General features: G+C 60.7%; 15 protein-coding genes and 2 pseudogenes. 9 read left to right on the plus strand and 8 right to left on the minus strand.

All coding sequences use genetic code 11. The annotated features are described in order from the left end of the window. On the minus strand, nt 1–376 hold a 376-nt coding region (locus BLX41_RS19405; RefSeq protein ID WP_123726253.1), incomplete at its 3' end, for a hypothetical protein. A gap of 212 nt (nt 377–588) precedes the next feature. Here BLX41_RS19405 and BLX41_RS19410 point away from each other — a divergent pair. The 3 genes from BLX41_RS19410 (at nt 589) to def (ending at nt 2,455) form a co-directional block, all read left to right on the plus strand. Continuing rightward, on the plus strand, nt 589–780 hold the full coding sequence (locus tag BLX41_RS19410; RefSeq protein WP_123726189.1) for a CsbD family protein: 192 nt from the start codon (nt 589–591) through the stop codon (nt 778–780). Nucleotides 781–968: 188 nt separating this feature from the next. Further along, nucleotides 969–1,913 carry a YihY/virulence factor BrkB family protein gene (locus BLX41_RS19415; protein ID WP_123726190.1) on the plus strand — a complete coding sequence of 315 codons (945 nt, stop codon included), beginning with the start codon at nt 969–971 and terminating at the stop codon, nt 1,911–1,913. 2 nt (nt 1,914–1,915) lie between these two features. Next, on the plus strand, nt 1,916–2,455 hold the full coding sequence (gene def, locus BLX41_RS19420) for a peptide deformylase (RefSeq protein ID WP_123726191.1): 540 nt from the start codon (nt 1,916–1,918) through the stop codon (nt 2,453–2,455). Nucleotides 2,456–2,464: 9 nt separating this feature from the next. Here the strand turns inward: def and BLX41_RS19425 are convergent, their stop codons facing one another. After that, on the minus strand, nt 2,465–2,890 hold the full coding sequence (locus tag BLX41_RS19425; protein ID WP_123726192.1) for a GNAT family N-acetyltransferase: 426 nt from the start codon (nt 2,888–2,890) through the stop codon (nt 2,465–2,467). On the opposite strand from BLX41_RS19425, the gene BLX41_RS34035 reads away from it, so the two are divergent. Beyond that, a complete protein-coding gene (locus BLX41_RS34035; protein WP_123726193.1) occupies nt 2,889–3,110 on the plus strand; it encodes a hypothetical protein in 222 nt (73 codons plus the stop codon). The two genes, BLX41_RS19425 and BLX41_RS34035, sit on opposite strands and share 2 nt — an antisense overlap. A 104-nt stretch (nt 3,111–3,214) precedes the next feature. Here the strand turns inward: BLX41_RS34035 and gstA are convergent, their stop codons facing one another. Then, complete coding sequence (gstA, locus tag BLX41_RS19435) at nt 3,215–3,817, minus strand: glutathione transferase GstA (protein WP_123726194.1); 603 nt, start codon at nt 3,815–3,817, stop codon at nt 3,215–3,217. 97 nt (nt 3,818–3,914) lie between these two features. Here gstA and BLX41_RS19440 point away from each other — a divergent pair, with 97 nt between their 5' ends. The 3 genes and pseudogenes from BLX41_RS19440 to BLX41_RS37395 all read left to right on the plus strand — a co-directional run. Beyond that, nucleotides 3,915–4,775, plus strand: coding sequence for a LysR family transcriptional regulator (locus BLX41_RS19440; protein ID WP_123726195.1), 861 nt, complete (start codon nt 3,915–3,917; stop codon nt 4,773–4,775). 528 nt (nt 4,776–5,303) lie between these two features. Continuing rightward, nucleotides 5,304–6,080 (plus strand): annotated as a pseudogene (locus tag BLX41_RS37390) (PAS domain-containing protein); the annotation flags it as partial. A 126-nt stretch (nt 6,081–6,206) separates the two neighbouring features. Continuing rightward, nucleotides 6,207–6,620, plus strand: a pseudogene (locus BLX41_RS37395) (methyl-accepting chemotaxis protein); the annotation flags it as partial. Nucleotides 6,621–6,681: 61 nt separating this feature from the next. On the opposite strand, the gene BLX41_RS19450 reads toward BLX41_RS37395, so the two are convergent. The 4 genes from BLX41_RS19450 to BLX41_RS19465 all read right to left on the minus strand — a co-directional run bounded on the left by BLX41_RS19450 (nt 6,682) and on the right by BLX41_RS19465 (nt 9,308). Beyond that, entirely contained in the window at nt 6,682–7,188 is a 507-nt protein-coding gene (locus tag BLX41_RS19450; RefSeq protein WP_123726197.1) for a hypothetical protein, read from the minus strand. 182 nt (nt 7,189–7,370) lie between these two features. Further along, complete coding sequence (locus BLX41_RS19455; RefSeq protein ID WP_123726198.1) at nt 7,371–8,114, minus strand: NAD-dependent epimerase/dehydratase family protein; 744 nt, start codon at nt 8,112–8,114, stop codon at nt 7,371–7,373. A 29-nt stretch (nt 8,115–8,143) separates the two neighbouring features. Next, nucleotides 8,144–8,776 (minus strand): glutathione S-transferase family protein, encoded by a 633-nt coding sequence (locus BLX41_RS19460; RefSeq protein WP_123726199.1) that lies wholly within the window; start codon nt 8,774–8,776, stop codon nt 8,144–8,146. 100 nt (nt 8,777–8,876) lie between these two features. After that, nucleotides 8,877–9,308, minus strand: a complete 432-nt coding sequence (locus tag BLX41_RS19465) for a PACE efflux transporter (protein WP_123726200.1) — start codon at nt 9,306–9,308, stop codon at nt 8,877–8,879. Between the two features lie 122 nt (nt 9,309–9,430). Here BLX41_RS19465 and BLX41_RS19470 point away from each other — a divergent pair, with 122 nt between their 5' ends. After that, entirely contained in the window at nt 9,431–10,348 is a 918-nt protein-coding gene (locus tag BLX41_RS19470; RefSeq protein WP_123726201.1) for a LysR family transcriptional regulator, read from the plus strand. Here BLX41_RS19470 and BLX41_RS19475 read toward each other — a convergent pair. Then, nucleotides 10,345–11,274, minus strand: coding sequence for a LysR family transcriptional regulator (locus BLX41_RS19475; RefSeq protein WP_123726202.1), 930 nt, complete (start codon nt 11,272–11,274; stop codon nt 10,345–10,347). The two genes, BLX41_RS19470 and BLX41_RS19475, sit on opposite strands and share 4 nt — an antisense overlap. A 66-nt stretch (nt 11,275–11,340) precedes the next feature. Between BLX41_RS19475 and BLX41_RS19480 the strand changes: the two genes are divergently transcribed. Next, nucleotides 11,341–11,961 carry a LysE family transporter gene (locus BLX41_RS19480; protein WP_123726203.1) on the plus strand — a complete coding sequence of 207 codons (621 nt, stop codon included), beginning with the start codon at nt 11,341–11,343 and terminating at the stop codon, nt 11,959–11,961. Nucleotides 11,962–11,967: the final 6 nt, after the last annotated feature.

Raw genomic sequence — 11,967 nt, forward strand, 5'->3', positions numbered from 1 at the left:
ACTGTTGGAACTGGGAGAAGTCCACGCCGGTGCCGGCCGGGCGCACGTCCTTGAGGAAGGAGTCCTTGTCGGCACTCAACTCCAGGCTCAGGGCGGCCTTGCGCTTGCCTTCGTTGCGGATCACCAGGCCTTCCATCTTTTCCCGCAGGAATACGGTCGGCACTTTCAGGTGCAGCAACTGGTTGGTGTCCGGGGTGTGCAGCAGCAGGTGCACCCATTCGTACTGACCAATGGCCAGACGGGTCACCAGGATATCGAACCACCAGATATTGCGATTGCGGTTGAGCTCCGCGAAATGGCAGTTGTTGACGCCCAGCACCGCACCGCCCAGTTCCTGGTTTCTACGGGCAATGGCCTGCTTTTTATCGAGTTTCATAACATTCCTACGGGGATGGGATCTTCAGTGCTTGGCCTGAACAGGTCGAGCATTCTCCCGGGTTGCCCGACAAACATAAAGGGCAACCTCGGGCCTGGGATGAAATGCCCGACGAAAAATAATTGAAACTCTGCGCAACGGCCACGAGTCAACCTTGGGTAACGACGCAAATCCTCTTTGTTCGATCAATGAATGTTCTACGGAGAAATACCATGGGCAGCACAGCGGATAAGGCAAAAGGTCTGGCCAACGAAGCCGTCGGCAACGTCAAGCAGGGTGTCGGCAAGGCCACCGACAACACCAAGCTGCAGGCAGAGGGCAAGCTGCAGGAGAAGAAAGGCGAAGCCCAGCAAGCCCTTGGCAAGGCCAAGGATGCAGTGAAAAAGACCATCGACAAGGCCTGAGTACGACGCCCTCGATGATGCACCGCAGCGGCCATCCACGGATGGCCGTTTTCATGTGTGTACTGCCGTCGAGAACCCGTAATCAGCCCGTCCGAATGGTTGCGGTTCGCCAACTAGGCTAATTTGTTGTAGAAAACGCCCCCTGAGTCGCTATCGACTTCGACCTTTTTGCGGCGAAAGGAGACGCTATGATTTTTCCGGACCTCAAAGGTTTGCCCCTGCACCGTGTGCTGATCCGCACGGTCAATGAATTCATCGCGGACGAGATGTCCACCTATGCCTCGGCGCTGGCCTACCAGATGCTGTTTTCGCTGTTCCCCTTCATCCTGTTTCTCATTGCCCTGATCGGTTTCCTGCATCTGCCGGACTTCTTTACCTGGCTGCGCCTGCAATCGGAGCTGGTGCTGCCGCCCCAGGCCCTGGAGCAGGTGAACCCGGTGATCGATCAACTGCAACAGTCCAAGGGCGGATTGCTCTCCGTGGGTATCGTCATCGCCCTGTGGACCGCCTCGGCGGGCGTGCGCCTGATGATGAGTGCAATGAACGCTGCCTACGATGTGGTCGAGGGCCGGCCGATCTGGAAGCGCTTCCCGCTCTCGGTGTTCTACACCGTGGGCATTGCCGGCATGCTCCTGGCCGCTGCGGCCCTGATGGTACTGGGGCCCCAGGTGATGACCTGGCTGGCGGGGCAGGTGGGCCTGGAAGAGTTCATCGTCACCTTGTGGACCATCCTGCGCTGGCCGGTGATCGTGCTGCTGATGATGGTGGCGGTGGCCCTGATGTATTACGTGATGCCCGATGTGAAGCAGAAGTTTCGCTTCATCACGCCGGGCTCGGTGCTGGCGGTGGTGGTATGGATTGTCGCGTCCCTGGGTTTTGCCTACTACGTGAAAACCTTCGCTAACTACAACGCCATGTATGGCAGTATCGGCGCGATCATCGTGTTGCTGCTGTACTTCTACATCTCTGCTGCTGTGCTGTTGCTGGGGGCGGAGATGAACGCGGTGATCGAACACATGTCGGCCGAAGGCAAGGACCCTGGCGAAAAGGACTTTGACGGGCCCGGCGATAAACAACACGTATCGGGACTGGGCCGGGATCACTCGCTCCACCCGACCACTGACGAAGCCTGAACATGATCCGTGAAATCCTCAAAATGGGCGATGAGCGCCTGCTGCGTATCGCGCCCCCGGTGCCGCCCGAGATGTTCGACAGTCCGGCGCTGTGGCAACTGATCGACGATATGTTCCAGACCATGGAAAGTGTCGGTGGCGTTGGCCTGGCAGCACCGCAGATCGGTGTCGATCTGCAACTGGTGATCTTCGGCTTCGAGCACAGCGAACGTTATCCGGAGGCGGAAGCAGTGCCTCAGACCATCCTCATCAATCCCTTGATCACGCCCTTGAGTCCGCAACTGGAAGAGGGCTGGGAGGGCTGTCTCTCGGTGCCGGGGTTGCGGGGCGCGGTGCAGCGCTACCAGCAAATTCGCTATGAAGGCTTTAGCCCAAAGGGCGAGCCTATCGTGCGTGTGGCCTCGGGCTTTCATGCCCGAGTGGTGCAGCATGAGTGCGATCACTTGATCGGGCGGCTGTACCCGTCGCGGATCACTGATTTCAGCAAGTTCGGTTTCACCGAGGTGCTGTTTCCCGACCTCGATCCCAACACTGACGAGTAGCGCCCAAGCCTACGGACCCAGATGGCCGCTGTCGGTCCCCATGGCCAGCAGCGGCTTGCTGCGTTGATAGCGAGCCAGTCGTTCGGCCAGGGGCTGGGGTAATCGGGTATCGCTGGAAAAACTCATGCGCTGATACAAAGTTTCCAGATCCGGGTGGCAGAACAACCAGACCGGTCCTTCGACCTGCTTCAGGGCTTGCTCCACCAACTGCCCGGCCAGACCCTGGCCGCGGCGGTCGGGGGCGACGAACAAACCTGTCAGCCAATGCCCCTGGGCCACCGGGGTCAGGCTCATCCCGGCGACGATCCCAGCGTTCCTGAGCACCCAGAGCTGACCGGCGGACGAGGCCCGCATGGGCGATTGGTGCTGGCGATAGAACTTGTTCAGCAAGGGGCGCGCGGCCTCGGCAAGGCGGCTGATCTGGAGGCTGGACATGGGCTTTCCGGGTTTGCAACAGGGAGCGGCGGATTATAAAGGAACCCCCGGCAGCTATAGGTGCTATACCTCAATCCTATCCCGCAACAGTGGAGTGAAGATCATGTCCAAAGGTATGAACGCCAAGAAAAATGCGAAGAAGAAACCGGCAAAGAGCGCTGACGAGAAACGCGCCGAGAAAAAGGCCAAGAAAACCGAAGTGAACATCTTCGGCCATTGATCAATTTGACGAAGCCCGCAGCGCGGGCTTCGTTTTATCCCTTCCAAAATGGCAGGCGCGCGTTGTGCCTGCTCAGCGCGACTTCTGCATTTCCTGTTCCAAACCTACGCCAGCTCCACCGCCAATGCCTCCCGCACCGACGGCCGCTGCTCGACCCGGGCCTGGAACTTCGCCAGCGCCGGCCAGGCTCCCAGATCGATGGCAAACAGCGCTGTCCAGCGCAGTACGGTGAACAGATAGGCATCGGCGATGCCGAACTGCCCGCCTTGCAGATAATCCTGGCGCTCGAGGGTCAGCTCCAGCAGGGCAAAGCGTTTGAACAGCTTCTGCCGGAACACCTCTTTCACGCTGTCATCGAGCCCCGGGTTGAACAACCAGCCCATGATCCCGTGAACTTCGCTGGTGATGAAGTTCAGGGTTTCCTGCAGGCGTACCCGTTGCCAGCTGCCATTGGCCGCCGCCAATCCGGCCTCGGGCTTGAGGTCGGCCAGGTATTGCAGGATCGCCGGGCCTTCGGTGAGCACTTCGCCGTTGTCCAGTTGCAGGGCCGCCACGTAGCCCTTGGGGTTGATGGCGAGGAAATCCTGGCCGTCGGCGGTGCGCTTGCTGCGATTGTCGACACGGATGGCGTCGAATGGCAGTTGCAGTTCCCGCAGCACGATATGGGAGGCCAGGGAGCAGGCTTGAGGGGCGTAGTAGAGTTTCATCGGCAGGTCTCTGGTGAGTGTTCGAGCCAGTGTCGGGGCAACGCTGACATGGGTAAAATTAATCTTTCAGAAAATCGCCATAAGGTTAGCTACTGTCATGATGAACCTGATGCATTGGCGCCTGCTGGTGGCGATAGCCGAGTGCGGCACCATCACCCGGGCCGCCGAGCAGGTGGGCATGACCCAGTCCGGGGCCAGTCAGGCCTTGGCCCAGATGGAAGACATGCTGGGCGTGCAACTGTTCATCCGGGAAAGCCGCCAGGCGCTGCCCACGGCAATCGGTCTACAGGTGCTGGAGCAGGCCCGGGTGATGCTCGGAGCCCTGGCCCAGGTTCGCCGGCAAGTGGACACGGCCCGGGGCCTCCTCCAGGGCAGTTTGCGTCTTGCGGGCTTTCCCATGGTCCTGGCGAGCTTCCTGCCACCGGTGCTGCGACGCTTCAAGCAACTGCATCCGGGGATCGAGGTGGTGCAACTGGAGGTCAGCGACGACGAAGTCGAAGCCCTGCTGGAGGCGCAACTGGTGGATCTGGGAGTGGTACTGAATCCGGCGCCCGAGCGTCGTTCGTGGTTGCTGGGCGTCGATTCGTGGGTGGCCGTGCTGCCCCAGGACCACCCCTGGCAGGCCCCGACCATCGAGCTTGAAGCCTTGCTGGCGCAGCCCTTTGTCCTGGCCACTGGCGGCTGCTCGGTGAATGCCCGCAGCCTGGCGGTCGAAGCCGGAATACCGTTGGCGGATGTGCGGATCGAAGTGCGCGAGTGGAATAGCGCATTCAGCCTGGTGCGCGAACGTTTGGGGGTGACCCTGGTGCCCGAGAGTACCTTGCCGGACCTGCGCCCGGGATTGCGGGTGCTGCCCTTGAGTTGCCCGATCGAGCGGCAATTCGCCCTGGTGGCGGCGCCGGGGCGGGAGTCGCACGGGCTGGTTCAGGCCTTTGTGCAAATGCTCGTTCGGGACTAGTCGGTTAACGGTTTCCGGCGAGTCATATTTATGTCTTGTTTGATACTTTTCGCGAAGGTTCGAGAGGCGTTTAAACGTTGTGAAAACAGATTGACTGGTGGCCTTGCATAGAGTCGTCGGCTGTCTATGCTCAATTGTGAAAAAACGTACCGGTCGCTTTGTGAACCACTGTCTCGTGATGTTTTCAGCCTTTTAACGGGTGTTTGTGGAATGTTCATCCGAGCACGAAATTGAATTCATGAATAAAGACGAGAGTGCGCAACTAGAGGCACCGCAGGCTCAGGAGCATTTAATTAGATGGAGTTTCTTTTCTTTGTTAGGTCGGACCCGGCAGCGGGTCATCAAGAAAAGGATGGCTTGATAAGAGCGTTGCAACATGGACTCTCCGATTAAACATCATTTATCACCTGACACTTCCTTTCTCATATGGAGAGAGGCGCTTGCCCTGTTTATGGAACGTTGTGGTGGCTCAGTTGAAAGACTAGAAACTTCCGTCAATCAAAAGACAGCGTTGAAGGTGATACAACCATGTTTAACCTACATCACAAGGCTGACCTGCTAGAGATCGAGCGCTTTAACTGTGCATTGACCGAGGCCAATGCCAAGTTGGCGGCGATCAGCCGTTCCATGGCGATGATCGAGTTCTCTCCCGATGGCATCGTGCTCGACGCCAACGAGAATTTTTGCAAGGCCATGGGCTATTCCGCGGAGGAGATACGCGGCAAGCATCACCGGATCTTCTGCGAGGAAGAGTTCTACCGCAGTGAGGAGTACGCCAAGTTGTGGCGTGACCTGGGCCGGGGTGAACCTGTCAGTGGCACCTTTTTGCGGCTGAACAAGCGCGGCCAGGAGATCTGGCTCGAAGCCAGCTACATGCCGGTGTTCGATGCCGATCGTCAGGTCAAGAGTGTGATCAAGGTGGCCTCGGACATCTCCGAGCGCATCCACCTGGAACATGAAAACCAGAGCCTGCTGAACGCCATTGGCCGGTCCATGGCAATCATCGAATTCACCCCGGACGGCAAGATAGTTGCCGCCAACGACAACTTCCTCAAGACCATGCAGTACTCCCTGAACGAGATCCTCGGTCAGCACCACAGCATGTTCTGTCATCGCTCTGAAGCCGAGTCTTCGGAGTACAAGCAGTTCTGGGCCTCGTTGAACCGTGGCGAATACCACTCCCACCGTTTCGAACGGGAAAACAAGTACGGCCAGACCGTGTTCCTCGAGGCATCCTACAACCCGTTGTTCGACACCAAGGGCCGCTTGTACAAGGTGGTCAAGTTCGCCAGTGATATCACCCAGCAAGTGACCACCCTGCAATCCGCCGCCGAATCGGCCCACAGCACCTCGGTGCAGAACGATGCCTGCGCCCAGAAGGGCTCGGAGGTGGTGCAACAGACGGTGGAAATCATTCAGCAGATTTCCCACGACCTGAATGAAGCCGCCCGCAGCATCGATGCGGTCAGCAAGCAATCGGAGATCATCGGCACCATCGTCCAGACCATTCGCGGGATTGCCGACCAGACCAACTTGCTGGCGCTCAATGCAGCCATCGAGGCGGCCCGGGCCGGCGAGCATGGGCGGGGGTTCGCGGTGGTGGCGGACGAGGTGCGCAGCCTGGCGGCACGTACCAGCCAGGCGACGGTGGAGATCGTCGAGGTGGTGCGCAAGAACCATGACCTGTCGATGAGCGCGGTCACCAGCATGCAGTCGAGCCTGAGTCGCACCGGACTTGGGGTCGAGCTGGCCAATGAGGCGGGGGAGGTGATCCTGGAGATTCAGCAGGGCTCAAGGCATGTGGTGGATGCCATCAGCCAGTTCAACTCGACCTTGCAGCTGTAGCCGCGGTTTTACTGCGGACACAAAAAAGGGTTCCCATTGGAACCCTTTTTCATTGGCGCTGTTACAACGAGGCGAGGAATTTCTCGTCGACCGGTTTGGCGCTGTTCTTGACCTCTTTCTCTTCCTTGGCCAACTGCATCTTGTCTTGCATGCGCTGGGCGATTTCCTGGTTGATCGTCAGTTGGCGCTCAGGTGGCAGGTTCCTCAGGTCTTCTTCGGTCAGCCCCATGTCCTTGAGGATGCTGTCGCGCAGACGCTGTTCGGGCGTCTTGCTCATGTAGTCCTTGAACTCGCTCAGGGCATCGGTTTGCGTGGCGCTGGTGGCCGGTGGAGTGCTGGTGGCGGGCGGCGTGGCCTGGAGCAGGACGCGGGTCTTGGCGAACGCTGCATTGACGTTGTCGTCCACGGTATTGCCTTGCAGGCTGGACTGGGACGTCGGCACGGTCACGGAGTTCTGGGCCTGCTGCAGCATGCCGCTGTACAGCGCGCTGGCGGCAGCGGTGGTCGGGTCCATATCGGTGCGCGAGGTGGGCTGCACCGAAACGGATTTCTGGGCGTTGACCAACATGATCGGGAACCTGTGTGAGAGAACTAGGCTGAAGTTACAGCAAGTTCCATGCCGATGCTTTGGTCAATGGATATCAAGGAGTTAGGGGCACAGTTGTCGGTGGGTGGCCAGTAAGCGGACAAGTCTTGCCGCTTCCTGGCAATGGCCGCCCGCCTGTTTGCCGAGGGGCGGCGATCAGCGTCTCAGTAAGTGATGGGAATGCCGAAATGTTCCTGGAAGGCATCGTCCACCGGCTGGTACCCCAGTACCTGGGTGGTTTCGCTGAGGTCCAGGCGCTTGAAGCGGTTGTTGGATATGCCATGGCCGATCAGGTACTGCACCCCTGGGGTTTCCACCGCTCGCTGTAGCAGCTGCACGGCGTCTCGGGGGCTGAGCCAGGCGCTCAGGTCACGGGTGGTGGTCAGTTCGTGGTGTTGCGGGTCCTCGAACGCACCGATGCGCAGGGCAATGCAGGACAGCCCGCGCCGGGTCGCATAAAAGGCGCACAGGGCTTCGCCATAGCATTTGCTCACGCCGTAGAGGTTGGCCGGCATCACCGGCATGCCGGGGGTGATCTGCCGGTCCACCGGGTAGCCCTCGATGGTCTGGGCGCTGCTGGCGAACACCAGGCGCCGGCAACCGGCGTTCACTGCAGCCTCGAACAGGTAGGTGGTGGCGAGGATGTTGTTGGGCAGCAGTTCGTCAAAGCTGGCACTGGCGTGGGGGATGCCGGCCAGATGCACGATCACGTCGATCCCTGGCAGCAGGCGGCTGATGGCTTGCGGGTCATCGAGGTCCAGGCGCACGAAACGGTGGGGCGCCGGGATGTCGAAGTCCGGTTCGACGCGGTCGGTGAGGGTGAAGCGATGGCGTTCCTGGGATCCCTGGAAAAACACTTTGCCGATCCTGCCGCAGGCGCCGGTCAGTAGTACGTTGAGTCCATCCATGTCGAGTCTCCGGTGGGCTGAGAGGGGGGCTAGGGAGTGCCGTTGCGTCCATGCAGCAGGAAGCCCGGACGCAGGCTGAGGCGTTCGTAGTAGGCGGCCACGGCGGGGAAGTCCGGGTGTTCCATGGGGGTCATCTTCCAGCGATTGATCGAGAGGCCAAGGACGATATCCGCCAGGCTGAAGTCCTCGCCGAGCACATAGGCCCCGGTGCTTTCAAGCTGCCGTTCAAGAATCGCCATCTTGCTGTTCCAGGCCAGCAGGCTGGCGCCGATGCGCCGGCTGTCCTGGCAGTCCGGATGCTGGCGCACCAGGCCCATGAAGGCATAGCTCCAGGCCGGATTGAGTTCGGTGGCCTGCCAGTCCATCCACTGTTCCACCAGGGCCCTGGCCCGCGGGGCGATGGGCAGCAGGCCGCTACCGGGGTGCAGGTTGGCCAGGTAGCGGCAGATGCTGTTGGACTCCCACAGGGCCCCGGCGTCATCGATCAGCACCGGGACCTGGGCGTTGGGGTTGAGGGCGAGAAATTCGGGACTGTGGGTCGACTGAAAGCCGCTGCCCCAATCTTCCTGCTGGTAGGAAAGGTTCAGCTCTTCACAGGTCCACAAGACTTTCCTGACGTTGATGGACGAGGCTTTACCGAGAATTCTATAGGGGGTTCCCATGACGCTTCCTTGTTCGTGGCACAGGTTGGCCATGGGAATCTATCAGTGAGCCAGGTTCTGGGCGACGGTCAAATTGCCTCCAGGGGTGTTTTGCTGCACTTCAGGCCGGATCGGGCAGGGCCGAAGCCGGCAGACCGAAGACCCGGTCGAACAGCCAGTTGAAGGCAAAGGTGTAGCAGGGGATGAACAGGATCAGAGCCAGGTCCAGGAGGAAGGCCTGCACCAGGCTGATGTTCATCCACCAGGCGATGAGCGGGATCAGGAACACGATCAGGGTCAGCTGGAAGACCACGGCATGGGCGATGCGCCGCTTGACGGTGCGGGTGCGTGACGGCTGGCGGCTCTCCCAGCGCTCGAACAGGCTGGTGTAGATGAAGTTCCAGGTCACCGCGATGCTGGTGATGACCACGGCCAGCGGCCCGGTGCTGCTGGGGGATGTGCCGGACAGCAGGGCTAGGCCGAGGGCCGAGAAGGTCATGCCGAACACCTCGAACAGGGATACGTATACCAGTTTGCGTTTCACGCCTTGCATGGAAATTCCTCGGTATTGAATGGCAATGGCCAGGGCTGGACTGGCGCAGGGCGCGAAATATAGATTCAATGGCAATGACAGAAAAAGTCGGAAGCTTTCAGTTTTACTGATAGGTTGCACCCATGAATTTCTCCAGTGACAGCATCCAGTTGTTTCTCGCCGTGCTTGAGCGCGGTTCCTTTTCTGCGGCGGCCCGCTCCCTGGGCAAGGTGCCTTCGGCGGTGAGCATGGGCATTGCCAACCTTGAGGCCGAACTGGGTTACGCCCTGTTCGATCGCAGCCATCGCGAGCCGGTGCCGACGCCCCTGGCCCTGTCGCTGGCGCCCCATGCGCGGTTGATCGCCGACCAGCTCAAGCAGTTGCAGGTGCACGCCATCGAGCTGTCCCTGGGCCTGGAGAGCAAGCTGTCGATCGCCGTGGTGGATGACATCGACAAGCAGCGAGTGCTGGCCGCCATCAAGCTGATTGCCGAGCGCTATCCGCTGTTGGAGGTGGAGGTGCTCAGTGCCCCCCAGGATGATGTGCTGCAACTGCTGCACAGTGGGCGGGTGAGTGTGGGCGTGGCCTTTGCCGGCTTGAGCGTGAATGCCCTGGAGTATTTCCAGTACATCGGCAGTGAACGGGTGATTGCCTGTATCTCGCCGCGACATCCGGTGTTTCTGGCCAGCGATGGCTCGTTGTATCTGGAGGAGCTGATCCGGGTCCGCCAGGTCGTGGTGGCCAGCCGCGATCTGCCCATCAGCGATACCCGGCCGTTGGTGGGCGAGTCGCTGTGGCGCACCGATAGCCTGGCCATGGCCCTGCACATGGTGGAAGCCGGCATCGGCTGGGGCAATTTCCCCTTGTCGGTGATCCAGCCGCTGCTGGCGGCAGGGCGCCTGCAGCGGCTGAAGTTCAAGAACCTCGACAACGGTTTGTCATTGCCGGTGCATGGGGTGTGGCTGAAGAACCGACCTTTGCAGAAGGGCGCTCTGGCCCTGGTGCAGTTGCTTTGTGGCGAAGATCCGGCGCTGGGGCCGCTGCCCGGCCCCGGGTTTTAACCCTGGGCCTGTTCACGCAACCAGCGCAGCAGGTGACCGGCCGCTGAATCGTCGCTGATCGTCTGCGCGGACAACAGGTAATAGGCGCTGCCATCGGCGACGAAGTCGAAAGGAGCGCAAAGCAATCCTCCGGCCAGATCATCGCGCACCAATTGCCAGGGGGCGATGGCCAGCCCCAGGCCCGCCACCGCCGCTTGCAGGCTGAAGTAGAAATGCTCGAAGACTTGCTCCTGGGGAGCCAGGGAAGCAGGCAGTTGCCGCCGTTGCAGCCACTGCTCCCAGGCTTGCGGCCGGGTGGCGCTGTGCAGGCGCGGGGCGTGTTCCACCAGGGTCGGCTGGCCGGCTGGCGAAGGGGCCCAGTCAGCCTGTTTGTCCGGCCGGCAGACGGGGCCAATGGCTTCGTCGAATAACCAGTGGGCCTGGGTTTCGTCGCTCCAGGCGAAATCGTTGCGGCGAATCGCCAGGTCGATGCCGCTGTTGAACGAGAAAGGCCCGCCGCCGGCCAGCAACTGGATCGATATCTCCGGGTGGGCGGCCTGGAACGCCGGCAGGCGAGGGATCAGCCAGCGCATCAGCAGGGTCGGTTCGCAGGACAGCACCAGCGGCGCCTCGGGGTTGGGTGTCCGCAGGCGGCTGGCGGTGTTCTCGATCAGGTCCAGGGCCTGGGTCACGCTGTGCAGCAGTTCGGCTCCGGCCGGCGTCAGAAATACCCGGTGGCTGCGGCGTTCGAACAGTGCCGTGCCCAGGTCCTCTTCCAGGGCGCGCACGGCACGGCTGATGGCGCCGTGGGTCAGGTGCAGGGCGGCGCCGGCCTGGGTGAAGCTTTCCAGGCGTGCGGCCGCTTCGAAGCAGCGCAAGGCGCCGAGGGGCGGCAGGCGCCGGCGCAATGTCTGTGAGTTTTTATCACTGAGAGTGTCAGTTTTCATCGTTGGCTGTCCCCGTGCCGATCCCCATACAGTAGCGCCTGATTCTATAGCCAAGGCGTATGTAACGTGACTGAACTGTTAGTTGTAATCACCATCACCATTCTGGCGGTACTCAGCCCCGGAGCCGACTTTGCCTTGGTGACGCGCAACAGCCTGATGCTCTCGCGCCGTCACGGCGTGTTCACCGCCCTGGGGATCGGGTTCGGGGTCATGCTGCATATCGGCTACAGCCTGCTGGGAGTGGGGGTGCTGTTGCAGCAGTCGCTGCTGTGGTTCACCGGGCTGAAGATTGCCGGGGCGCTTTATCTGATCTATCTGGGAATCAAGCTGTTGCGCGGTTCTGACCAGAGGCTGCAAGAGGCAGGGGCGGCGAATGTCGAGATATCGTCCTGGGCGGCTCTGCGCAGCGGCTTTCTGACCAATGCGCTGAACCCCAAGACGATGATTTTCGTTCTCAGCCTGTTTATGCAGGTGATCCAGCCGGGCACGGCATTGCCGGTGCAGGTCGGCTACGGGGGGATCATTGTCCTGGCCCACGTGTTGTGGTTCGTGGCGGTGGCGCTGTTTTTCTCGGCACCGGCCATTGCCAGTCGATTGCTGGGGTACAAGCGCCGTATCGATCAGGTATTCGGCGTGGTGCTGGTGGGGTTCGGGCTGCTGCTCAGTGTCCTGAGCATGCAGCCCTGACGCACC

The organism is Pseudomonas protegens (assembly GCF_003732485.1).
Lineage (GTDB): Bacteria > Pseudomonadota > Gammaproteobacteria > Pseudomonadales > Pseudomonadaceae > Aquipseudomonas > Aquipseudomonas protegens_B.